General features: G+C 62.3%; 19 protein-coding genes. 5 read left to right on the forward strand and 14 right to left on the reverse strand.

Features of this window, described 5'->3' with window-relative positions:
* The 7 genes from CYU89_RS14470 to CYU89_RS14500 form a co-directional block, all read right to left on the reverse strand.
* A partial coding sequence (locus CYU89_RS14470; protein ID WP_296282107.1) for a DUF262 domain-containing protein occupies positions 1-161 on the reverse strand: 161 nt, incomplete at its 3' end.
* 35 nt (positions 162-196) lie between these two features.
* Entirely contained in the window at positions 197-628 is a 432-nt protein-coding gene (locus CYU89_RS14475; RefSeq protein WP_296282075.1) for a hypothetical protein, read from the reverse strand.
* A gap of 73 nt (positions 629-701) precedes the next feature.
* The gene (locus CYU89_RS14480) at positions 702-3476 is read right to left on the reverse strand and encodes an SNF2-related protein (protein ID WP_296282077.1); all 2775 of its coding nucleotides are present in this window, start codon (positions 3474-3476) and stop codon (positions 702-704) included.
* Between the two features lie 10 nt (positions 3477-3486).
* On the reverse strand, positions 3487-3984 hold the full coding sequence (locus CYU89_RS14485) for a hypothetical protein (protein WP_296282079.1): 498 nt from the start codon (positions 3982-3984) through the stop codon (positions 3487-3489).
* Entirely contained in the window at positions 3981-7193 is a 3213-nt protein-coding gene (locus CYU89_RS14490) for a DUF1156 domain-containing protein (RefSeq protein ID WP_296282080.1), read from the reverse strand. Before CYU89_RS14490 ends, CYU89_RS14485 begins: the two co-directional genes overlap by 4 nt.
* 12 nt (positions 7194-7205) lie before the next feature.
* Positions 7206-8195, reverse strand: a complete 990-nt coding sequence (locus CYU89_RS14495) for a hypothetical protein (protein ID WP_296282082.1) — start codon at positions 8193-8195, stop codon at positions 7206-7208.
* A complete protein-coding gene (locus CYU89_RS14500) occupies positions 8195-10924 on the reverse strand; it encodes a DUF499 domain-containing protein (protein WP_296282084.1) in 2730 nt (909 codons plus the stop codon). Before CYU89_RS14500 ends, CYU89_RS14495 begins: the two co-directional genes overlap by 1 nt.
* 376 nt (positions 10925-11300) lie before the next feature.
* Between CYU89_RS14500 and CYU89_RS14505 the strand changes: the two genes are divergently transcribed.
* From CYU89_RS14505 to CYU89_RS14525, 5 genes are all read left to right on the forward strand, one after another.
* Positions 11301-11555 carry a hypothetical protein gene (locus CYU89_RS14505; protein ID WP_296282086.1) on the forward strand — a complete coding sequence of 85 codons (255 nt, stop codon included), beginning with the start codon at positions 11301-11303 and terminating at the stop codon, positions 11553-11555.
* The gene (locus CYU89_RS14510) at positions 11548-12846 is read left to right on the forward strand and encodes a DUF3596 domain-containing protein (protein ID WP_296282088.1); all 1299 of its coding nucleotides are present in this window, start codon (positions 11548-11550) and stop codon (positions 12844-12846) included. Before CYU89_RS14505 ends, CYU89_RS14510 begins: the two co-directional genes overlap by 8 nt.
* Before the next feature lie 119 nt (positions 12847-12965).
* Positions 12966-13817, forward strand: coding sequence for a hypothetical protein (locus CYU89_RS14515; RefSeq protein WP_296282089.1), 852 nt, complete (start codon positions 12966-12968; stop codon positions 13815-13817).
* Between the two features lie 934 nt (positions 13818-14751).
* Positions 14752-15129: a hypothetical protein gene (locus CYU89_RS14520; RefSeq protein ID WP_296282090.1), complete on the forward strand. Its 378-nt coding sequence runs from the start codon at positions 14752-14754 to the stop codon at positions 15127-15129.
* A 147-nt stretch (positions 15130-15276) separates the two neighbouring features.
* Positions 15277-16164 carry a hypothetical protein gene (locus tag CYU89_RS14525; RefSeq protein WP_296282092.1) on the forward strand — a complete coding sequence of 296 codons (888 nt, stop codon included), beginning with the start codon at positions 15277-15279 and terminating at the stop codon, positions 16162-16164.
* Between the two features lie 162 nt (positions 16165-16326).
* Here CYU89_RS14525 and CYU89_RS14530 read toward each other — a convergent pair whose 3' ends face one another.
* From CYU89_RS14530 to CYU89_RS14560, 7 genes are all read right to left on the reverse strand, one after another.
* Positions 16327-17688 (reverse strand): IS1182 family transposase, encoded by a 1362-nt coding sequence (locus CYU89_RS14530; RefSeq protein ID WP_296282094.1) that lies wholly within the window; start codon positions 17686-17688, stop codon positions 16327-16329.
* Positions 17689-17824: 136 nt separating this feature from the next.
* Positions 17825-18424: a NapC/NirT family cytochrome c gene (locus CYU89_RS14535; protein WP_296282096.1), complete on the reverse strand. Its 600-nt coding sequence runs from the start codon at positions 18422-18424 to the stop codon at positions 17825-17827.
* A 3-nt stretch (positions 18425-18427) separates the two neighbouring features.
* On the reverse strand, positions 18428-18985 hold the full coding sequence (locus tag CYU89_RS14540) for a nitrate reductase cytochrome c-type subunit (RefSeq protein ID WP_296282097.1): 558 nt from the start codon (positions 18983-18985) through the stop codon (positions 18428-18430).
* A 10-nt stretch (positions 18986-18995) separates the two neighbouring features.
* Entirely contained in the window at positions 18996-21488 is a 2493-nt protein-coding gene (gene napA / locus CYU89_RS14545) for a periplasmic nitrate reductase subunit alpha (protein ID WP_296282099.1), read from the reverse strand.
* Positions 21472-21795 (reverse strand): chaperone NapD, encoded by a 324-nt coding sequence (locus tag CYU89_RS14550; RefSeq protein WP_296282102.1) that lies wholly within the window; start codon positions 21793-21795, stop codon positions 21472-21474. Before CYU89_RS14550 ends, napA begins: the two co-directional genes overlap by 17 nt.
* Positions 21792-22304, reverse strand: a complete 513-nt coding sequence (gene napF, locus CYU89_RS14555) for a ferredoxin-type protein NapF (RefSeq protein WP_296282104.1) — start codon at positions 22302-22304, stop codon at positions 21792-21794. The genes CYU89_RS14550 and napF overlap by 4 nt, the downstream gene beginning before the upstream one ends.
* 3 nt (positions 22305-22307) lie before the next feature.
* A complete protein-coding gene (locus CYU89_RS14560) occupies positions 22308-22478 on the reverse strand; it encodes a periplasmic nitrate reductase, NapE protein (RefSeq protein ID WP_296282106.1) in 171 nt (56 codons plus the stop codon).
* Between the last annotated feature and the right edge of the window lie 93 nt (positions 22479-22571).

Consider the following 22571-nt stretch of genomic DNA (forward strand, 5'->3'; position numbering starts at 1 on the left):
TCCCGCGTGGTGCCCGCATCGATCTGCTCGCCGATGTCCTCCAGCAGCTGCTGCACTTCCTTGTCCGTCCAGACATACTCGCGCTGGTAGTCCGGGACGATGTAGAAGCACTCCCTGAAGGCTTCCTCGATGCTGTATTTGTGGTTCTCGATACGGGCCATTTGCTTCCTCTACTCGTCCTGTTAGAAGGCTCGCATCACAGATACTCCGCCATCAACCTGATCACTCTCTTGAACTCGTCGTCCGCTCCGCCGCCACCGGTGCGTGTTCCGCCCAAAGTTGCGGTCGTGTTTCTCTTAAAGGAGTCATAGTTGTAACCATAGGTGGCACGCCCGAAAGAGCCACCCTTGTTTGCGATCCAAGTTGTCAGATCGTTCCTAAGATTGGCATCATGCGCCACGTCATAAGGTTTTGTGGGATCGGCTGATTTGATGCGATCAATATGCTGAGGGTAAGCCTCCAAAAACTGCTGCGCCACCCCTACTGCTTGCGTCACATGCCCACGAGTGCCGTCGGACTGACCGACTCCTTTTTCAACCACGACCCAAGCCATATGAGAATTTGGTGTGTGGTTCTTTATTTCATTCAAACATTGCTTGTAGAACCACTCTTTAGATTTGAGAGTCATAACGATTTCCTTTTGAATAAGATAGCCACGTAGTCACGGTGTTGCCATGCGATTGGTGCTTTCCAGCCAAAAACTAACCATTTTGGGCGATTTCAATATATCCGATCAATTCCGCAGAATAACTGCCGTCGCCGTTCGCGGCTCCCTTGTGTTTCAGCTCACGTTGCAAGGTTGGTTCAACCGCTCTGGCGAACACGTCGATCCGCTGCTCCGGCTGGAAGATTGGCGTGGCAGGTGGCGCTTGCAGGTATTTCTCGCACAGGCGCTCGACCGCCGGAACACGCGTGCCGTCCTGCTTGACTGCGATGGGCTGCACCACTACGCGGCGTTCGCCCTTGCCAGCGGATGCTTCAACCATCCACAGCGACAGCAGCACCGGCTCGTCCACGTCGCCGGACACGGCGATCCCGACTTCCTCCGGTGACACGCTGCGCCAGCGGCCCAACTCGTCCTGCACCAACGGGTGATCCAAGCCCATCAATTGCAGATCGTCCTGATTGGTCGCGGCTTCGCGGCTCAGGGTGAAGAGGGTGCGGCGCGTGCCTTCGATGGTGAAGAGGTCGTAGGTCGCATCATCCACCTTGACCAGCTTCTGTTGGCGATCCGCGACCGCCGCTGAGAGGAAGCGCACCAACCGATCCAGACTGGACGACACGTCCGAGAAGGGCTTGTAGTCGTCGAGGCTGAATCCGTCGAGGTCTTGGAACAGGTCGAACACCACCTGCCGCGCCTCGCGCGAGTTCGACAGCGCCGCCTCCAGCTCTACCTGCGTGCGCTTCAGCTCCGGGTCGGACAGCGCCTCCTGGTACAGGCGGTCGTAGTTCAAGCGTTCCGACAACTGGCCCAGAATCTGCGCGCGCAGGTCTTCGGCCACATTGCCTTGTTCATCCACCTTGCCGACCGTGCGTGCGATCTCAGTCAGCTTCTCGTCGAGCAGCAGGAAGATGCGGCCCTCAATGGTGTCCGAAAGAACGAGGTTGTAGACCTGCGCGGTGTGGCTCTGGCCATAGCGATGAATGCGCCCGATGCGCTGCTCCATATCCATCGGATTCCACGGCAGGTCGAAATTGAACAAGACGCGCGCGAACTGCAGGTTGATGCCTTCGCGCCCCGCCGCCGTGCATACCAGCACGCGCGGGCCGTCCTTCAGGCGGAAGCGCCGCTCCGCCGCCACCTTCGCGCCGTGGTCGCCGCCGCGCAGCACGGCGACGCCCTGACCGGGGAAGGTCTGCTCGATCTCGCGGGCGATCATATCCACCGTGCCGAGGTAGGTGGCGAAGATCACGATCTTCTCGTTGGGGTTCTGCCGCCACAGCGTGCCCAAGCCGTCGAGCAGCTTCTGCATCTTGGTTTCGCGCTCTGCCGGTAACACCCGCAGCAGGTCGCCGATGCGCAGGCGCTCCTCCGGCAGATGCAGATCCACTACCGCCGACGCGGCTTCCTCGGCGTGCGAGGACGAATACTCACTGGCGTAAGAGTCGGAGGCCATTTCCAGCGCCTCTTCGTCCAGTTTCTTGACCAGCCGGTACTTCAGATCGGCCAGCACGCGATCCACCTCACTGCGCCCGATGCTGTCGCGCGTCAGTCCGAACTCCACATGGATCAGCTCGCGCGCCTCCTCGGTCAGGCGCTCGCGGCCTTCGATGTCCAGTTCCTTGTCGCGCAGAAACGCCTCGTGCAGCGTCAGCATCAGCAGGCGGCGCTTGAGCGTGCGGCGCACGGCAGCAAAGCTCGATGCCGCTATCTTTTGGAAGATGGCCATCAGGAAGCCCAGCGCACGCCCCTGGTTGCCTTGACGGCGCGCGAGGTCGAAGCCGTCCTCCAGGTACTCGCGCAGCTTCTCGTAGAACAGCCGTTCGGCCTGGTTCATCACAAAGGATTCGGTGTGAACCCAGCGCCGCGCGAACAGAGGCGAGCCATCGGGCTGACAGGCGTCGGCCTTGGTACGGCGGAACATCACCGTGTTGAGCCGATGCCGTTCCTCCAACATCTCGTCGGGGCTGCGGAACAGCGTCGGGTTCAGCAGTTGCGCCAGCATCCAGAACTGAAAGTGATTGCCCTGGTGTGGGGTGGCAGACAGCAGCACGAGGTCACGTGAGTGATCCTTGAGCGCCTCCGCCAGCTTGTAGTTTTCGGTCTTGCGCACTTTGCCTCCGGTCTTGTACGCCGTGAGGTGATGCGCTTCATCGAACACCACCAGATCCCAACGCGGCGCGTCCAGCAGGCGTTTGATGCGCGCCGGGCGCTTCAACGTGTCTATGCTGGCGATCAGCCGGTCGTGCTTGGCGAAGGCATTGGTCTTGCGATCGGTAATGTCGCCTTCGGAGCCGAACACCTCGAAGTCGAGGTTGAACACCTCGTTCAATTCGCGGTGCCAGTTGTTCACGAGGCCCGCAGGCACCACCATCAAGGCACGGTTCAATTCGCCCCGGCTGGCCAGCTCGCGCAGGATCAGCGCGGTTTCGATGGTCTTGCCCAAGCCCACCTCATCGGCGATCAGGTAGCGCCGGGGCGAGGCGGTGGCGATGCGGTGCGTCAGCACCACCTGATGCGGCAGCAGGTCGATCTTGGCCGAGGTCAGGGCCGAGGCGCTTTCCATCACCGGCAGCGCGTGCGCCTCGTAGGACAGCCACGCCTTGCGCGACCGCTCCGCGCTGCCATCCACGGCGCGCAGGATGCGCTCGGTGCGAGTGAGTTCGCGCCGCAGCGACGCGACCGGCACTCGTCGTTCGCCGATGCCGAAGAACGCACGCAAATAGCCGTCACGCGCCGGGTCGAGGACGACCCCTTGGCCGTACTCGGGGTGGGTGATGCGCTCGCCGGGTTGGAACTGAATCTCTGCCGTCACTCAGCCACCCTCAAGTAATCCGCAGATGGAACAGGCCAGCGGGTCTGCCGCTGTCGCGCAGCAGAATCTCCTGCGGGTACTCGTTGGCTTGGCCCCACAAGATGCGGCCGAGGTCGATCTGATGCCCGTGGGGCGAGTGGCACAGCCAACCCACCTCATCAGTGGCGGTATTCGCCCTGACGCGGCTGTGGCCGCCCGGCAGCCAGAAGACCAGCGCGCCATCACTTCCCCACTCATCTTGAAACGACAGGATGGCGGGCTTGATCGCATCGCCCAGCCACGCTTCGGCATCGCCCGGCGTCAACAGGTCGAGGCTGCCGTCCAGCCCGGCCACAACCAGCGTCCTGGCGCCATTGCTCGGTAGGTCGTCCGGCCAGTTTCCTGGCGCACGAAGGAACTGGCGCAGGCTCCACACCTCGCTGGCCGCGCAGATTTGGTTGCGGGCCTCTTCGTCCCACACCCAGCTGGTACCTCGCACCTGCCAGACCGGGTCGCGCAGTTGTCTCATTGCTCGTACTCCCCATCGTCTTCGAACAAGGAACTCTGCGCGGGCTGGGGTGCCTGGCTGGCGTGCCATGCGTTATGGATGGACACCGCGCGCGAGGCCGCATTGCGGGTGGTCTGATCCGGGCCGTTGCGGTGCAGCCATTCCAGAAGCGGCTTCAGCGCGACGTGCGGTTTGAAGTTCTCGTTCTTCATCGTGTCCGAGGCGTTGATGCCACTGCCGTCGAAGCACGCGCCGATCAGCACCAACGCCTGATCGAGATCGGAGGTCAGCTTGCGGCGATGCTTGCCCGACCATTCGCGTGCGAAGTCGAGCGCATCGGTGCGGGTGAACACCTTGTTCTTCTCCACGCACCAGCCACGTTGCACGAACTCGTCCGGCGTGGTGATCGATCCCTTCAGGAATTTCTGCAACTGGTCGCGCTTCAGCTCAGGCGCGTTCCCGAAGGTGCGCAGGAATTGGCGCGTGATCGGCTCGGCGTTGACCGGCGGCGCTTCCTTGCCTTTGTCTGCATCCTCGTCGATGAGCTGGTTGATGCCCACCAACGCGTCGCGCACGGAGATGGTGCGGCCTTCGTCCACGTATACCTTGCCGTAGTGGCGCGAGAAGTACTCCAGCGCCTTACCACGCCGGATCACCTGGATGTCAGCCGCCGGCAAGCCTTCCTTGGCGTGGTTCTCCAGCATCGCCTGCAACTGACGCACATCAGCCATCACCTCGCGGCGCATCCGGCCCCAGCTCACGGGCTTGGGTTCTTCGGTGCGCTTGCGGCAGACGTGGATGATGTCGTACTCGATGGTCTTGGAGCCGAACTCGCCTTCGCCCTTGGTTTCGTCGGAGCGGATCGGGTAGGTCGCTTCGAGGTAGTAGCCCGCATCGAACAGCGATTCCAGCACCGCCACCCACGGCTCGTCCTCGCTGTGGTGGAAGGTGAAGGCCAGGATGCCGCTGGGCTTGAGCGCGCGATGCGCTTCACGCCAGCAATGCGTGAGCAAGCGCTGGTAAAAACCGTCCGGGTCTTCCGGCTCGCGTGCGCGGTTGGCCACCGCTTCCAGCGATTTCGGCGTATAGTCGCCGCCAAAGTGGTCCGGGTATTTGTTCTTCAGCGCGAGGCGCAGCCAGACGTAGAAGAAGTCGGACAACTCCGAGTAGTGCAACAGGCCGCCGAAGGGCGGGTCGGTGATGACCAGATCAAGGCTGGCCGTAGGGACGTGTGTGAGATCGGTGGACGAGCCTTGGAACACGCCAACTTCGCCAACAGGATCACCGGGAAAGACCTTCTCGCTTTTGCCAGAAATTTTCTCTGCTAACGCAGGAGCCTGTCGCTTCAGTGTTTCAAGGCTTGCGGCTTCCCAAGGATCTACTGCCCATTCGCGCCCCTCAACAATACCCTCGACGCAGGCCGCCCAGTTACCGCGCCCAAGCGCAGGGAACACACAGTTCTCCACAACGGTTGACTTGGGATGAAAGTTGTTGTTTGCAAACTGTGGTTCCAGCTTGTCGCCTTGCACATTCCATAGAGTGAATTGGCTCTGGTTGCGCAGATACTGCTGGAACGCACCTAGCACATACTCACGCGTTTTCCATTCGTAGTGTCCAGCCTCGACAATCGCCTTCAGCAGTTGCGCGTGAACGAGTAGCTGGCGCGGATTGAACATCGTCCACCAGTGCGTGAAGCCGTGGTTCGGCACTCCGCCCTGCAGGTGGTGGGTCATGAAGCCGTAGGCCAATTCGGAACGCGGCCAGTAGTCCTTCAGATCGGCGTCCTTGCGCGCCTCCCATTCCGCGAACGCGGCGTCGTATTGCTTGGCATGAGCCGTGTCGTAGGCGGCGAAGAAGCGACCGTTGTAGGGCTTGCCCGCTTCATTGCGCTTCGGTGCGTAGCCCTGCACCGCGTAAGCAGCCATCGGGCCGGTCTTGCCGGTGGCCTTGATGGTGGTCAGCACATCCTGCACCGTGCCGCAGGCCGAGCAGGCGTAGTTCGACTTCTTCGGCACCGTGCCTTTCTCGGGCGCGAAGGTGACACCCGTTTCCCGGTCGGTCACTTCATCCGGCAGCGCGCCGCGCACCTCGAGCAACCGAATCTTCGCGGCGCGTGCCGCATCCCAGCGCGTTGTCGCCGCCACATTGTCCTGCGCCGAACCGCCGTAAGGCTGGCCGTTTGCATCCTGCTTCGATTCGCCCGCCAGCCATTGAGGATGCACCAACAGGCTCAGTTCCACCTTCTTGTTCTTGCCCTTGCCCAGATTCGCCATCGCCGTGTGGCCGCAGTGAGGGCAGATCACGCCTTTCCTACGGTCGAGCACGGAGTAAGGAGCTTCAGTGGGCGCGACGTAGAACGGCGCATCGGGTGCCATGCGCGCGGCTTCTTCCTCCACGTCGAAGCTCTCGCCACACTTGCCGCAGTTGTGTGCCCAATGCTTGACGGTGAGCGCCTTCACCGCCATTACCGGGCTAGTCATGATCGGCGTGCGGTGGCCGCAGCCCGTTACTTGGCAGGGCCCATGCTTGGCCCAGAAGGTGTAGATGATCTCCGGGCCTTCGTAGCGGTATTCCTTGCGCTCTTCGCGCGGAATGGCGAGCGGGTCGAAGTCTGCCGGCATCGCCTTGTTGCTGGGCAGATGCGTCCACTTGCCTTTTTCGCCCTGCGGGCCGTCGCAGAAGTAGTAGGGCATGATCTGTGGCTTGACTTCGGCCTCGATGTCGGCGAGCAGCTTCTTCACTTGCTCCAGATCGACATTGGCCAGTTCCTGCTTCACCACGAACCATGCGACCGGGTTGAGATCGTTGCCGACCATCTGCATCCCGAGGCGCGAGCCTTCCACCAGCGTGGTGCCGCCGCCCATGAAGATGTCCGCCACCTTCAGGTGTTTGAACGCGCCTTTCTTCTGGTGGTTAGCGTAGTAGTTGTCCCACACCAGTTTGGCCGCGTGCGACGGGTCGTCCGGCGCTTTGGTGGCTGCCGCGATCAACATCGAGCGGAACACGCTGGAACGCCGCCGCGCCCACCACTTCGACATCTGGTAGATCGGCTTGCCCGCGTTGCCTTCGATGATCGCCACCTGATTTACCGGCAGGATCGGAAAGTCCACCTCCAGACAGGTTTTGGGGCGGTTCGGGTCGTTGAAGTCGACGGTTTCGAGTGCGACCGCCTTGCCTGCGCCGACGGCTTTGGCAACTTCTTGTTGGAGTAGTTGTTTCTTGGTGGCCATCAGCCGCAATCCTTACTTGGTCAGCTCGACGAAGGGCGACAACACTTCCAGCAGCGACAAGCCGCCATGCGTGAGCGTCGGGTATCCGCCCTGGCTGCGCCACTTCCTGCGGCCAAGAGCCAACAGGTGCGCGCCGTGAGGGCTGTTGATCTGCAATGCGACCGGCGGCACGAAGGGGCCGATGTCGCCAGTTCCCGTCTTGCTGCGCGAGCTTCCAAACGTCCGCTTGAGGAACTGGCCGACCTCGCCATCGGCATCGGGGAAGTAACCGGTGGCTGCGTAGCCGTGATCTGAAGTGATAACTAGCCGCCGCCCGGTGGCGAGGCGCTCGACGAAGGCCCAGAAATCGTCGCTGGACAACTGCTCGGCCACGTCCTTGGTTAGCGGCTCCAGCCCCTGGCCAGCGCCGGAGCCGTCGTGGAGCTTGGCGTCGGGCCAGTGGTGCCAGAAGATCTGGTTCGGCGCGCTGTTGATCAGCGCTTCGCAGTCCTTCCACGGCAAGTCCACGGTTTCGGTGCTGGCTGCTTGCAGCTTGTGCGCAAGACCACCGCCGTTGTTCTGGAGCTTGCTGCGGCTGGCGAAGCCGAGCGCGCGGGCAAACTCGTCGGTTTCGCCGGGGAGCTCGGAGGCGCAGGCGGCGACCTCGTGCGCGATGAAGCCGCGCTCCTTCGCACCCTGCAACAGCCACGGTAGCTCGCGCAGGGAAAGGCCGTCGAGGATCAACACCGCCTTGGCGCTGAAGGGTTCGGCCCACCAGCGCATCAAGCGATCCGAGGTACGTTCCACGCTGTCGCCGAAGGCTGGCCACAAGTCCCAGCCGCTCGAGGAGAGGAACAGATCCAGTGCGCCGATTTCGCGGTCGCGCCGCACGACCTCGCTGGGCGCATTGCCTGCGGCCAGTGGCTTTCTGGCGATCTCGACAGCCTGGTCGACGATGACGCGCCAAGCATCGACGTCGGAGCCTTGGACCAAGGCCTGCAAGGCGCTGGCAGTCAGGGCCATCAGTCGTCCTCCTTCTCAAGATTCAGCTCGAAGGTCATCCCTTCGGGGAGCTTCTTGAGCAGTTCCTTGAGCTGCGCGCCGGTGGCGGCGGACACCTTGATGGACACCTCCGCGACCTTGGTGGCCGGGCCAATTCCCCAGCCTTCGATCTTGCCGATCAGATTGAGCGGCGACGTGGCGGGGTTCGACAGAGGCGTGCGCGGCTTAGTGGTGCCGCCGTCGCCGCCGAAGATGCCGCCCGGCGTGGGCCCTGGCGTGGGAGCGGGCGAGCCACATGTTGTGGGGTTCGGCACGCCCGGCGTGGGGGTCGCGCCACCACCGGATGGCGTACCACCCGGCGACGGCGCAGGCGGCGTTGAGCCACCCGTTGCGGGCACAGCCGATGGCAGCATCACGAACACGTCGTCGAGGTGGCGGCCCGTGAGCGAGAGCTTGGGGCGCAGACGCCGCCACGCAGTGTCCTCGTCCTCGCCCGGGTTGGTTTGCAGGTACTCCATGCCACGCACGTTGATGGCGACCTTGCCCTTGGCGCACAAACGCAGCAGGCGTTCCTTCATCGCCGTTTCGCCCAACCACGGGATGCAGTCCTGCCCCGCCGGGCGCGGCTCCTGCAACTCGCGCAACAGCTTGCCGACCGATTCGTTGTTGCTGGCGTATTCGAGCACCAGTTCCTCAAAGTCCTCGGGTACGAAGAGGTCGCCGATCAGCGCCTCTTCCATAGCTTCGGGAATCTGCGAACCCTGCTTGTCGAGACGCTCGACGCTGAATTTACACTGCGCGGGGTCGGCGAAGTTCCAGCGTTGCAGCACGGCAAAGCGGTCGAAGCGCTTTTTCAGGTTGTCGCGCAGGTTGTTCTCGAACTCCTTGTGCAGCTTCTTGTATTCGGGGTTCTGTCCGCCCCATTCTTGGGCCTTCATCTCCGCGCGGGCCAGGATGAGCAGGTCGCGATCCATGAAGGAATTGATGCTGCCCGCGCGTGGCAGCAGGAAGCGCACGGTGTTGCGGCGCTTCTGCAACTTGTCTTTGAGCCAGCGGCCCAGCGTGGCATCGAGCTTGTCGGCCTCCTCGGGCAGCACGAGGATGGGCAGACGGTCATCCCACTTGTCGGGCTGCTCGGAGTCATCAAGCGCCGCCCACGGCTCATTGACCCACGATTTCGGCAGCGCGATCACACGGAAGGTCTTGGCGACCTCGTCGCTGCCGCCGATGACATAGCGCACCTGCTTGGCGAGCTGCGCCTGATCCGCACCGTCGGCGAACAGCTTATCGTTGCGTGCGTAAGCCATGAGCTTGGCGCGCGGATTCTCTTCCTCGCGGAACAACAGCTTGGTGCCGTCCTGATGGATGTTGAAGCTGTTCTCGACGATGGTGGCCAACTCGACCTGAAAGGCGTTGTCGTCTACCGGTTTGCCACGGGTGATGTCCAACTGCAGCGTGGCGGGTTCGGCTCCGGCGAGGTTGCCGACGGCAATCGAACGCAGCCACAGCGCGCCAATGATTTCTTGCAGGTGTGGCGCGACGCTTGCGTGGTCGTGCCGCGCTTCCTGCACCGAGATAATGTTCTGTTGCGCCTTCTCGCGCAGCGTGCGGTGGTGCTGGTTGGCGACAGCTTCGAGCAGCGCGCCGATGCCTGAGGTGTCATCGTCCAGGCGGAAGTCGGCAGCGGTGAGCACTGGCACAACCTCGCCTCGGCTCTTGTAGACGTTGGCAAGGATACGGATAAGGTCGCGCGTTTCCTGCGCGTCAGTGGCAATGAGCACCTGCTCTTCCAGCAAACGCAGCAGATGCGGCGCGTAGGGCCACGATTCGATGAAATCCCGGCGCTTGCGTTCTTGCTCGGCGGATGGCACATCAAGCAGGCGGAAGGATTCGGCGACGTGCTGCGCGACCAGCGATTCGATGGTGCCACTGGCGATCTGCAGGCGGTTGTCGAACAGGCGGTGCAACAGCATCCGTCGGCGATCCAGCTGAATGCGCTCGGCACTGCCGCCCGCCTTGAAGTCGATGGCGACCGGGTTGACGCGATGCACCTGCTGGTAGGCGTCGCTGCCGCCGTTGCGCACCGAGATCACCAGCACCAGCAGGTCGGGGCGCTCCTTGGCGATCTCTGAAAGAATCTGGATGAAGTTGAACGCCCAGTTCTTCCAAGGGTACTGCTTGGTGTTGGTCAGGCCGTCGTACCACGTCTGGAACTCGTCCAGCAGCAGCATCGTCGGCTTATTCTCAAGTAGCTCGATGATGAGCTTGTCAGACGGGATTTCGGTCTTGGACGCGCCCTGACCGTCCCATTTGCCCTTGATGAAGGTGCCGTGCGGATGGTTCTCGAACAGAACATCCCACAGAAATTTGTAGCGATGGCGATGCAGGCTTTCGCCGATGACGTGCATCCCGTCGCGCAAGGCGATCTTGCCGATGCTGGCGTCGGCAAGCGTGGTTGCCCATGCATTGAGCCAGGAGCTGGTCGAGGACGGGTCGGTCACCGCGTGATAGAGCGCGGCCATCAAGTGCGACTTGCCGAGGCCACGTTCGCCGATCACGACCAGCGGCCGGCCCTGTCCGGGGCCAATGGCCTCAATGCCTTTCAGCAGGTCGTGCGTCGGATAGGTGATCTCCAAAAACTGCTTGGCTGCAATCTGGGTCGCACCCGTGTGCTGGTCGTTGGACAGCTCGATGGCTGTGCCTTTGAGGCGCTTGCCTCGGAACTCCTCACGCAAAGTTAGACCGAGCACTATTCTTCCCTCTCCGAATTCGGGGTTCCCAGATGGTCAGTAGCTGATTCGTCCACGAACGTCATCAGCTCCCCGGGTTGGCAACCGAAAAATCTGCATAGCTTGTCGACGATATCGGTGCTGATGTTTGCCCCTGGATGGTTCGCGATCTTCGACAGCGTGGCCCTATGGACGCCCGTGGCGTCAGCTACCTCAGAAAGAGGCACCACACGCCGCTCCCGAAACGCCTTATCGGCGATTAGCTCAGTCAACCGAAATCTAATCATATGAACAAAACATAAATATTGTCGATTAAACGCGACATTTGTCGTTGACAGGCGGCGGAGGTTGACTATTATCGACAACAAGCGTCGCGTATACGCGACAGCCGTTGACGATGAACGACAAGGAGCGCGCCGTGCAAACTTACCTCACCACTGAAGAACTGGCTAGCCGGATCCACTACGACGTCCGCACGATCAGGAATCGCCTAAAGGACAGCGTCCTGCTAGAAGGCACCCATTACATCCGCCCCTTTGGGGGTCGGAAGCTCCTGTTTCTCTGGGAAGCGATCGAGCGGGACATCGGCAGCGCGTCCGCCAGCCGGGCACCTCTGATCCCGATGGCCAATGGGGGCCGGGCTCATGGCTAATGTCCGCTGTCGTCCGGAGACGGGCTGCCTGTTTATCGATTTCCGATACCGCGGCGTCCGATGCCGTGAGCAGACCACCTTGCAGGACACCAACTCCAACCGCAGAACCTTGGAGGCCTTGGCCAATCGCATCAAGCGAGAGATGGCAAAAGGAACATTCAACTACCGAGCATTCTTTCCTGACAGCGCGCGTGCCAATCAGTTTGACGACAGCAGCGGAAGCACTCCCAGCAACGCCCCCGCGCGTAGAGCCGCCCCGGCTACTACGCCGACGCTAGGTGAGTTTACCGAGACCTGGTATCGCGAAAACTTGCCCCGCTGGCGCCAGACGCACGCCGAAACGGTGCACGGAACTTTGCATCAACACATCCTCCCGAAGCTTGGCGAGAAACCACTTTCGGAGATCACTCGGGCAGATCTGCTGACGTTTCGAGCTGAATTGAGCAAGCAAAGCACTAAAGGAGCGGAGACACTGTCTCCTTCGCGGATCAACCACATCATGACGCCCCTGCGCATGTTGCTGGCAGAGGCCTCCGAGCGCTACGAGTTCCTCACTCCGTTCCGAAACATCAAGCCGCTGCGTCTGCCCAAGCTCGACATCCAGCCGCTTTCGCTGGATGAGGTCAATCGTGCTCTCGGCACTGTCCGCAAGGACTGGCATCCGTACTTGGCTACCCGCTTCTTTACGGGTATGCGGACAGGGGAAATCAATGCTTTGGAGTGGAAGCACATCGATTTCGAGCACGACCTGATCCTGGTTCGCCAGTCGATCGTCAAAGGGAAGCTCGAGAACACGAAGACCGATGGCTCGATGCGGGACATTCCCATGGTCCCCTTGGTACGCACCGCCCTGCTGGAGCAGCAGAAACTGGTTTCCGAGGATTGCCGTTGGGTCTTTGCACAACGAAATGGCGATCCGATCAACCTGGTCAACTTCACCAATCGTGTCTGGCACCCCCTTCTCCGCCATCTCGGGCTGGCTCCTCGCAGACCCTACCAGACGCGCCACACGGCAGCCACGCTGATGCTGGCTTCGGGCGAGAACCCCGAGTGGGTAGCCAGGACCTTGGGACACGCCAATACGGAAATGTTGTTTCGGGTGTACTCGCGCTACGTGCCCAACCTGACCCGTAACGACGGCAAGGCCTTTACGGGGCTGGTGACCGCCTCCTCGCTGCCGATCAGTACGGGGATTCAGGCCAAGAGCAAACAGGAAGGCCCGACCGCCCCGCTGTCAGTGCTGACCCGCAAGCAGCTCGAAGCCTTGGTCGCCCAACTGCAACAGCGGTAGCGGCGCTCCTCAGCAATCCCTTACTTGCCAGACAGAACCAGCTTGACGCACGCGCGCCGAGCCAGGCCCTCCTGCGCTCCAACGACGGCCCCGTACAACAACTCAGACAAGGAAGCCCCATGAACAAGCAACTCCTCATCACCCAGCCCGTCACCTTCGATGCTGTTCTCGAACCTGGCCTGATCAGTGGCGATGGCCTCCAGTCGGTGCGCGTACTCCATCCGGACGGCGAACTGGCCGCGTGGACTTGGCAACACTTCGATGCTGCGAACACCGATTCGGTGCTGACAGCCACGGTGAGCATTCGACCCTTTGGCTACCCATTGGGGCTGACCTCGGTCATCGACCGCATCCAGTGGCAGCCTACCCTCCAAGTGGTAAATCTGATCCCCGAGGTCTCAGGCACTGCAAAGCTGGTCGCTCGCTTCCGCTCGCTGTTGGAGCAGATCCGGCATCCCGGCTTGCATCAGCTTCTCCAAGACGTTTTCGCCCTGCGTCCGCTGTTCTACGACTACTGGAACACCTCGCTCGACATTGATGGTCGCGAGTGCTCGTTGGCCGAGAAGGCGATCAGTAATGCCGAGCTGGTGCAGTGGAGTGTTGGCTTGTCATCCTTCCAACGCTGCATCGGTATGACATTCGCCCTGCTCCGAAACGCAGGGCAGGCGTGGCCAAGGGAGGAATGGTCTGACGGCGAGCATGCCTTGCATCTGCTCAGGCAGATCGATGGATCCATGTCACACCTAGCCAGTGTGTATCCGGAAGATGCGGACGTACTCAGGGAGCTGATGGAGCACGAGTACCGCCTCTCCCTCAGCCCGTTGGCCCTGTCCACCCTGGAGCATGTCAACTACTTGGCTGATACGAGCCGGCTGGATGCACATTGGAAAGGACCGGAGGAGGACAATGGCTCGAGTAACCTGATCTCGCTCGATGCATTCCGGCGCCGTCGAGCCTCGATATCTACCTGAGACCTTCGTAACTGGCGGGGTGTAGTCGACGTGCCGTCAGCGGCGCATTCACCAAGACTCAGCCATTCTGCCCGCCAGAGATGGACTGCAGGTATCGAAGGACTCTCCCTGTCTCACCAGCTCCAATGGCCTGCAACATCGTCATGCCATGTAGCGCCCTCACGGGCGCCTTTCCGAGCTGCACCAATACGTCGGGCGACTCCCCCTTCATCTCGGAGAGGACGGCCGCAATGCCCCTGATATCCGTTAGCTTCCGTTGCAAATCGGGAGACTGCCAGGCCTCTGGCTGCTGCCAGTTTCTGCACCGCAGCGCCACTGCAAGCTCAGAAAGCGTCAAGCCGAGATCAACGGCAACCCATGCCGGATCAACAAAGGAATGCCTAGATGCACCTTCTTCAGAATCCCCTTCAATCCTACCCATCACTCTGCGTCCCTACCGTAGTGGATCGAGATCCTCGCCATCCGTCGTCTCAGTTCCTGATACCTGCCCAAACCATGCTCGGGAACAATCAAATGGGGATCATTTCATGACGATGGCAAGTGAACGAACGCGGGCGCTGCTGTGGGCAGGAAGTCTTCTAGTCGAAATCGCGCGTGATAAAGCACTTCCGCTGCAGCTGAGACGAAGAGCCGCAACGATCGCAAGACACTTCCCTACTGAGGAAGACGTCGAATGGTTGGCTGCGTCCATTAGGGATTCGGTTCTCAGCATCCCACTGGCTTCACCAAAGCAAGCACTGCCCGAGCCGAATGATTGGAACTTCGAACCGTTGAGACATTCCACAAGACTCAGCTGGCCTGATGACTTATAAGCCAATCGTCAAGCGGCGGTTCAACTGGCCAGATCGCACAATGGAAAGGAACAACGGGAGTTGTCGCCGGCTTTCGCGAATCCAGCAGGCTCAAGAAGCCATTCCTCAACGGCAAACCGACCATGACATCCGCCACTCAGAAGCACTCAATCCACTTCTCGAAAGGCCTAGGTGAGACCACAGCCATATCTCCAAGACTCTTTTCCGACCAGTTTCATATCGACTTTGAGACGCTGGCTGATCTGGCCCACGTTGAGCTGGCCGTGTTGTTGCATAGGCCAGATTCCGAGTCGCTGCAGAAGTATATGCGCGACGCTTCGAACTTGGTCTCATTGCTGCTTGATCTCAATGGTGGGGATCTCGGGCGCGCCATGGCCTGGTTTCGCCATGCGCCTTTGAGCGAACTAGGGGGCGCCACCGCCGAGCATTACGTATCTCAAGGCAGGGCCGACGCAGTTCATCGGTACGCTCTGGCCTTGGCAGCAGGAGCCACGGGCTGAACTCGGATCAAGCCTCGCACACCTGTAAGTGAAGCGGCTTTACTCGCTTGACCGTCCTTTGTCATATAGACCTCGCGCGTCAAGTAGGCGTGAATTACCATCTGCCAAGTAGCATGACCAAGCAGCCTCTTGGGGAAGAGGAACCGGATGAGAATTGAGCCGTCGATCGTCAGTGAGCTGGTGGCCAAGGCCGATCGCCTGCAGCTAGTAGCCGTCATTCCTGCGGACTGCCGCCGCATTGATGTCGCCAAGGAACTAGAAGACCTGCGATCCCGCCTCCGAGAGAAGATCGACGAGAATCTTCAGCCTTGGTTCGTTCTTCTTGACGAGAGTGTCCAGTTCTTCGTTCAGTTCGAACGGTTCTTGTATCAGTTCCCGCTGAGCAGTGAGCTCATGGGGTATGCGGTGATGGTGTCCAAGCTCAAACGGGACGTCGTGTCGATTCGGGAGCTTCTCGCGCTCGGACAGGACATGACGGCTCGGGTTCTGGCTCGGACGTTCATCGAGGATGTCGAGATAGCGATGGCTTTGGCCCTGAGCGCGGATACGTGTCGTGCCTTCGCCGGCACGCATGACACGAATGAGTTCTGGAACAAGCACATCGGCTACGGGAAGGTCTATGACAAGGTGAGTCAGTACCTTCTGGCCTGCGGTGTTCCGGAGGACAGGGCCCGGGTTCTGGTGGACCGTCATCGGGAGGCCAAGAAGATGTTCTCCGAAAGCACGCACGGAGGGCGCAATTCATCCTTGTTCAGCGCTTTCTCGCCAGCACTTTCAGACCCCGGCCAAGTGAACTTTCTTTCGCTCGGGGCACTTACCTACGCCACTGCTGAGCTGGCGCTCTTTGTTGCTCAGGAGACACATACCTTCGCGGGATCAGTCGTTAATGGGACCATGCATCCGCGGCCACTCCATCTGTATGAGGAGTTCGAGACGACAGGCAGATTCATGAACGCCGCCGGATCGGCTTACGTGCTCCAGGAACTCCTATTACGGTATGAGGAGACGCTTCAGGACTTGGTGGAATCACTTTGAATCAACTGAGTTGACCGATGCAGATGTCGGCCGACGTCTGCTTCCGGTCTATTCTGTTGAAAAACTCGGTCCCGGAGCAGGGGCGTCACGTGACCAGGCAGCCGGAAGCGGATTTGTTCGATCCGCAATGAAGCAAATGGGGGCGCGCAAGCGCCCCATGCCTTAGATCGGCACCGCAATTCCTGCTTCCGGGCCTTTCGGCATCAACCACGCCGCCATTCTTCGCAGATTTTGCGCAGTCGCCGCCAACAGGAACTCGTCGCGGGCACCTTTCAGGCCCCGAAGCCGCAAGCGATCCAGCCGCAGGATGCGCTTGAGGTGTGCGAACAGCATCTCGACCTTCTTTCGATGTCGCCGCGATCGTGCGTATCGAGGTGTTGATGCCAACTGGCGGGCCACGTCGCGTGCGGACTCGTTGACCTGCCGTGCAATCTTCCGATGCGTGGTGTTCGGGCAGCACCGGGACTTGAGCTCGCATCCAGCACAGTCGTAGACGCTGCTGCGATAGATCAGCGTGTCGTCCGCCGTAGGCTTGCCAGTTGAGCGCAACGGCTTGCCCTGTGGGCAGCGATATTCGTCGGCTTCGGCCTCCCAGCGGAAGTCGGAACGTCCCAGCGAACCATCCTTGCGCTCGGCCTTGTCCCACACCGGAACGTGCGGTTCGATCGCTTTCTCATCCACCATCCAGCCCAGCATCTCGGCGGTGCCGTAGGCCGTATCGCCGATCAGATGCGTCGGCTTGATCTCGAACCGTTCCTCGACGCGATCCACCATGACCTTGGTGGCGTTCACCTCGTTCGTGCGGTGTGCGGGCGTGGCCTCGACGTCGAGGATGACGCCGGCCTTGGTGTCGATCAGGTAGTTGGTCGAATAGGCGTAAAACGCCGGGCCGCCGGGCGCGGCCGTCCACTGCGCGGCCGGGTCGGTGAGCGACACGTTCTTCGGAGGCTTACGCGCTTCCTCTGCGGCGTCCAGCGCTTCCAGGTACTCGCGTACCGGGCGCGTGAGCGACGACTCCCGGTCCCAGCTGGCATCGCTGCCCGGGACGCCGCGCTGGCGGTTTGCGTCGGCCTTGATGACGCTGGCATCGATGGCGAAGCCTTCGCCTCCGACCAGGCCCTCAGCCAAGCAGCGCTCCAGCACCTTCTCGAACACGAAGCGCAGCGTGTCGCTGTCGCGGAACCGTCCATGCCGGTTCTTTGAAAAGGTCGAATGGTCCGGCACTGCATCCTCCAGCCCCAACCGGCAGAACCAGCGGTAGGCCAAGTTCAAATGCACTTCCTCGCACAGCCGACGCTCGGAGCGGATGCCGAAGCAGTAGCCCACGATCAGCATCCTAATCAGCAGCGCCGGATCAACGGAGGGGCGGCCGGTGTGGCTGTAGTGCGGGGCGAGGTGCCGATGCAGCTCGCCGAGGTCCAGGAACTGATCGATCCTGCGGAGCAGATGGTTCGCTGGAACGTGGTCTTCCAGGTTGAAGGCGTAGAACAGCGGCACTTGGCCGACTTCCTGACGTCCCATCATCGCGTGAACTTCCGCTCGATCGATGGGACGTCAGTGAATCAGCATCAGCCGGCCGATTCAACAGAGTTTTTCAACGGAATAGGCCAGAAGCGGACATCGATCTTGTGCTGTCAACTAGCCCATACATCAGGCATGCCTACCCTTGCGGGACTCGTTCCATGTTCGGAAGGTGATGGGCGACACCCTTGTGACAGTCGATGCAGGTCTTCTTGCCAGTGCCGAGCCACAGCTTGTGCACCTGCGCCGCGCGGGATCCCTGCCGGGTGAGATCCATCGAATCGTAGTCGTGGCAGTTGCGGCACTCCAGTGAATCGTTGGCCTTCAGCCGGTTCCATTCGTGCGTGGCCAGGATCAGGCGCTCGTCGAGGAACTTCTCGCGCGTGTTGATGGTGCCGAAGAGCTTGCCCCAGACTTCCTTGGAGGCCTGCATCTTGCGGGCGATCTTGTCGGTCCAGTTATGCGGCACGTGGCAGTCCGGACAGGTGGCGCGCACACCGGAGCGGTTGCTGTAGTGGATGGTGGACTTCAGTTCCTCGAACACGTTGTCCTGCATCTCATGACAGCTGGTGCAGAACGCTTCCGTATTGGTCGCCTCGAGCGCAGTGTTGAAGCCGCCCCAGAAGATCACGCCCGCCAGGAACCCGGCCACCGTCAGGAAGCCGAGGCTGTAGTGCCGGCTGGGCAGCCGCAGCGTGCGCCAGAACGCCAGCCCCTCCCGCTTCATCCGTGACCACATGGGCTACTCCTTCGGCGTCGGCGGCACCGACAGCACGCTGTCGATGTCGCGGAACTGGTTGGCGACCAGCACCGGGGCGTCCGTCTGCACCACGTGGCACTGGTTGCAGAAGTAGCGGCGCGGCGAGACCGTCGCCAGGAACTGGTCGTCGCGGTCCATGTAGTGGGTCACGCTGACCGGCGGCGCCTGGAACGTGGCCGCGTTGGCGCGCGCATGACACAGCATGCAACGGTTGCTGTTCCTGTCGACCTGGTAGCCGTCGATGGCATGCGGGATGGTCGGCGGCTGCATCGGATAGGCGCGGGCGCGCTTGAGGTCGGCGTTCTCCACGTGCGCGAGCGGCGGCGGATGCCCCTCCTGGTCCACTGGCACGCCTCGCCGAAGCGCGTCGAGCTGTCCCGCGCCGGGCACGAACACCGCCCGCGCATCGACCGGCGTGGATGTGGCGGGCACCGGTGCTTCGTGCCGGTCGGGCCGGCCCACCATCCACCCGGCCGTGAAGACCAGCGCCATCAGCACCCCTGTCAGCGCCACCGCGATCCATAGCTGCTTGTTCTGCATGGCGATTCTCCTAGGCGGCGACGACCTTGACCGCGCACTTCTTGTAGTCGGTCTGCTTGGAAATCGGATCGGTCGCATCCAGCGTGACCTTGTTGATCAGCTGGCCCGCGTCGAACCACGGCACGAACACGACGCCGCGCGGCATCCGGTTGCGCCCGCGCGTTTCCACCCGCGAGCGCATCTCGCCCCGGCGCGAGGCCACGATGATCTCGTCGCCGCGCTTGAGCCCGCGCTCCTTCGCGTCATCCGGATTCATGAACACCACCGCCGCCGGGAACGCCTTGTACAACTCGGGCACGCGCATCGTCATCGAACCCGAGTGCCAGTGCTCCAGCACCCGGCCGGTGACCAGCCACAGGTTGAACTCGTCGTCGGGCGATTCGGCGGCGGGCTCGTACGGCAGCGCCCAGATCACCGCCTTGCCGTCCTTGTTGCCGTAGAACTCGAAACCGCTCCCCGCCTTGACGTAAGGATCGGCGCCTTCGCGGTAGCGCCAGCGCGTCTCCTTGCCCTTGACCACCGGCCAGCGCAGGCCGCGCGCCTTGTGGTAGTCGTCGAACGGCGCCAGATCGTGGCCGTGGCCGCGACCGAAGGCCGCGTACTCTTCGAACAGCCCCTTCTGCACGTAGAACCCGAACAGCGCCGATTCGTCGTTCGCGTAGCCCCGCTCGATCTGCTTCCTGGGGAACCGGTCCACGTTGCCGTTGCGGTACAGCACGTCGAACAGCGTCTTGCCCTTGTACTGCGGATTCGCCGCCAGCAATTCGGCCGGCCAGCACTCGTCGGTGGTGAAGCGCTTGGAGAATTCCATCAGCTGCCAAAGGTCCGAGCGCGCCTCGCCCGGTGCCTTCACCAGCTGGTGCCAGAACTGGGTGCGGCGCTCGGCGTTGCCGTAGGCGCCCTCCTTCTCCACCCACATCGCCGCAGGCAGAATCAGGTCCGCCGCCTGCGCCGTCACCGTGGGATAGGCATCGGAGACGACGATGAAATTGTCGGGGTTGCGGTAGCCCGGCCAGGTCTCCTCGCGCAGGTTCGCCGCGGCCTGCATGTTGTTGTTGACCATCACCCAGTACGCGTTGAGCTTGCCGTCCTTCAACGCGCGGTTCTGTTCGACGGCGTGGTATCCCACTTTCGGATTGATGGTACCGGGCGGGAGTTTCCAGATCTCCTCGGCGTGCTTCCGGTGTTCGGGATTGGTCACCACCATGTCGGCCGGCAGGCGATGGCTGAACGTGCCCACCTCGCGCGCCGTGCCGCACGCCGACGGTTGCCCGGTCAGCGAGAACGGGCTGTTGCCCGGCGTGGCGATCTTCCCGGTCAGCAGGTGGATGTTGTAGACCATGTTGTTGGCCCACACGCCGCGCGTGTGCTGGTTGAACCCCATGGTCCAGAACGACATCACCTTGGTCTTAGGATCGGCGTACAGCTCGGCCAGCTGCTCCAGCCAGCCGCGTTCCGCGCCCGTCATCTCGACCGCCTTCTCCAGCGTGTACGGCGCCACGAAGCGTGCGAAATCCTCGTAGCTGATCGGCTGGCCGCCATTGGGATCCTTCGCGTTCTTCGCCTTCACCTCCAGCGGATGCTCCGGCCGCAGGCCGTAGCCGATGTCGTCGTTGCCGCGCTTGAAGGTGGTGTGCTTGCCGACGAAGTCCTGGTTGACCTTGCCGGTGCGGATGATGTGGTTGGCGATGTAGTTGAGGATGACCAGGTCGGTCTGCGGCTTGAAGATGATCGGGATGTCGGCCAGCTCGAAGCTGCGGTGCTCGAAGGTGGACATCACCACCACTTTCACGTGCGGATGCGACAACCGCCGGTCGGTCACCCGCGTCCACAGGATCGGGTGCATCTCGGCCATGTTCGAACCCCACAGCACGAACGCATCCGCGGCCTCGATGTCGTCGTAGCAGCCCATCGGCTCGTCCATGCCGAAGGTGCGCATGAAGCCCGCCACCGCCGAGGCCATGCAATGTCGGGCGTTCGGGTCGATGTGGTTGCTGCGGAAGCCGGCCTTCATCAGCTTGTTGGCCGCATAGCCTTCGAAGATCGTCCACTGCCCCGAGCCGAACATGCCGATCGCGTCGCCACCCTTCTCTTTGAGGACGCGCTTGAACTGCGCCGCCATCACGTCGAAGGCTTCATCCCACTCCACCGTGGTGAACTCGCCATCCTTCGCGTACACGCCGTTCTTCTTCCGCAGCAGCGGCTGGGTCAGGCGGTCGGCGCCGTACAGGATCTTCGAGAGGAAGTAGCCCTTCACGCAGTTGATGCCGCGGTTGACCTCGGCGTGCACGTCACCGTGCGTGGCCACCACGCGCCCGTCCTTGACCGCGACGTTCACGCCGCAGCCGGTGCCGCAGTAGCGGCACGGCGCCTTGTCCCACTTCAGCGTGGTCAGGTCGCCTTCGGTGACGACATTGCTGCCGCTGCCGGCCAGCGGCAGGCCGGCCGCGGCGGCGGCCGTGGCCAGCGCGCTGTGGCGGATGAAGTCACGACGTGTGCTCATGGGCCTCTCCGGTCGCGGACTGGATGGACAGTGAAGGCAACGGTTCGTCGAGGGCGTGCGCTGGCTCGGCGTGGTGGTAGACCAGCAGCACGTTGAGCACGCCGGGCACCGCCTGCAGCTGGTCGACGCGCTCCATCACTGCATGGCGGTCGGCGGATTCGCAGATCACCACGCTGCGCGTGCCGCCGGCGAGCGCAAGGTCGAGGTCGGCGTGTTCGCGGATCATCGCGGCCACCGCGTCGCCGGCGGTGTCGCGGTGCTGGATGACGAAGCTGGCGATATGAATGTCGGGTGCGGGTGCGTTCAAGCGACGGCCTCCATGGCGGGTGCGTGCTGCAGGGTGATGGCGTCCACCGGGCACGGCGCGACGCAGGCGCCGCACCCCGTGCATGACTCGAGATCGACGGTGGCCGCGCCGCGCGCGCCGGGCGCCACGTGGATCGCGGACGGGGGGCAGACGTCGCGGCAGCTGGCGCAGACCACGCCCTGCGCCGACAGGCAGGTGGCGGCGACCTGGGCGACGAGTGTCCATGGCGGATCGCGCGCAGGCTCGAACGCGCCGCTGTCGCATGCCGCCACGCAGTCGCCGCAGAACTTGCATTCGCCCGCGTGCGCCTCGAAGCGCGGCAAGCCGTCGGCACCCCGGACCAGTACCTGTTCGGGACACGCCCGCACGCAGGCATCGCAGTGCGTGCAGGCGGCCAGGAACTCAGGCTCGGACTTCGCCCAGGGCGGTCGGAGCGGGATGGGCAACCGCTCGGCACGCAGGCGGCCGAACAGCAGGGCACGACGGGAAGGGGAGCGGATATCGCCCATCGCTCACGGTCCGGTCGGCGGCCCGGAGAACAGCAGCTGCCACATCCACACCAGAAAGCCGTAGCCGGAGACGATCAGCACGGCCGCCAGCGGAAAGATGACCGCCGTCAGCAACAGGAACGCGGTGCGCTCCTGCTTCTTGCTCGCAACGGCTGTTCCTTCGCTCTGCTCCATGATGCCTACCTTCCCGGTGGGTACTGGGTGCGACGATGCTGCGGCCGCAGGCTATCACATTTACGTGACTGCCCCGGCGCCTGCCATCGGGAG

The sequence above is a fragment of the Pseudoxanthomonas sp. genome (assembly GCF_002863005.1).
Taxonomy (GTDB): Bacteria; Pseudomonadota; Gammaproteobacteria; order Xanthomonadales; family Xanthomonadaceae; genus Pseudoxanthomonas_A.

Coding starts and splice junctions, on each gene's coding strand:
- CYU89_RS14535 (WP_296282096.1), bottom strand. CDS start 18,424: ATGTGGTCACGGATGAAGCGGGAGGGGCTGGCGTTCTGGCGCACGCTG.
- CYU89_RS14530 (WP_296282094.1), bottom strand. CDS start 17,688: ATGATGGGACGTCAGGAAGTCGGCCAAGTGCCGCTGTTCTACGCCTTC.
- CYU89_RS14525 (WP_296282092.1), top strand. CDS start 15,277: ATGAGAATTGAGCCGTCGATCGTCAGTGAGCTGGTGGCCAAGGCCGAT.
- CYU89_RS14515 (WP_296282089.1), top strand. CDS start 12,966: ATGAACAAGCAACTCCTCATCACCCAGCCCGTCACCTTCGATGCTGTT.
- napF (WP_296282104.1), bottom strand. CDS start 22,304: ATGGGCGATATCCGCTCCCCTTCCCGTCGTGCCCTGCTGTTCGGCCGC.
- CYU89_RS14520 (WP_296282090.1), top strand. CDS start 14,752: ATGACATCCGCCACTCAGAAGCACTCAATCCACTTCTCGAAAGGCCTA.
- napA (WP_296282099.1), bottom strand. CDS start 21,488: ATGAGCACACGTCGTGACTTCATCCGCCACAGCGCGCTGGCCACGGCC.
- CYU89_RS14485 (WP_296282079.1), bottom strand. CDS start 3,984: ATGAGACAACTGCGCGACCCGGTCTGGCAGGTGCGAGGTACCAGCTGG.
- CYU89_RS14475 (WP_296282075.1), bottom strand. CDS start 628: ATGACTCTCAAATCTAAAGAGTGGTTCTACAAGCAATGTTTGAATGAA.
- CYU89_RS14510 (WP_296282088.1), top strand. CDS start 11,548: ATGGCTAATGTCCGCTGTCGTCCGGAGACGGGCTGCCTGTTTATCGAT.
- CYU89_RS14540 (WP_296282097.1), bottom strand. CDS start 18,985: ATGCAGAACAAGCAGCTATGGATCGCGGTGGCGCTGACAGGGGTGCTG.
- CYU89_RS14505 (WP_296282086.1), top strand. CDS start 11,301: ATGAACGACAAGGAGCGCGCCGTGCAAACTTACCTCACCACTGAAGAA.
- CYU89_RS14490 (WP_296282080.1), bottom strand. CDS start 7,193: ATGGCCACCAAGAAACAACTACTCCAACAAGAAGTTGCCAAAGCCGTC.
- CYU89_RS14560 (WP_296282106.1), bottom strand. CDS start 22,478: ATGGAGCAGAGCGAAGGAACAGCCGTTGCGAGCAAGAAGCAGGAGCGC.
- CYU89_RS14495 (WP_296282082.1), bottom strand. CDS start 8,195: ATGGCCCTGACTGCCAGCGCCTTGCAGGCCTTGGTCCAAGGCTCCGAC.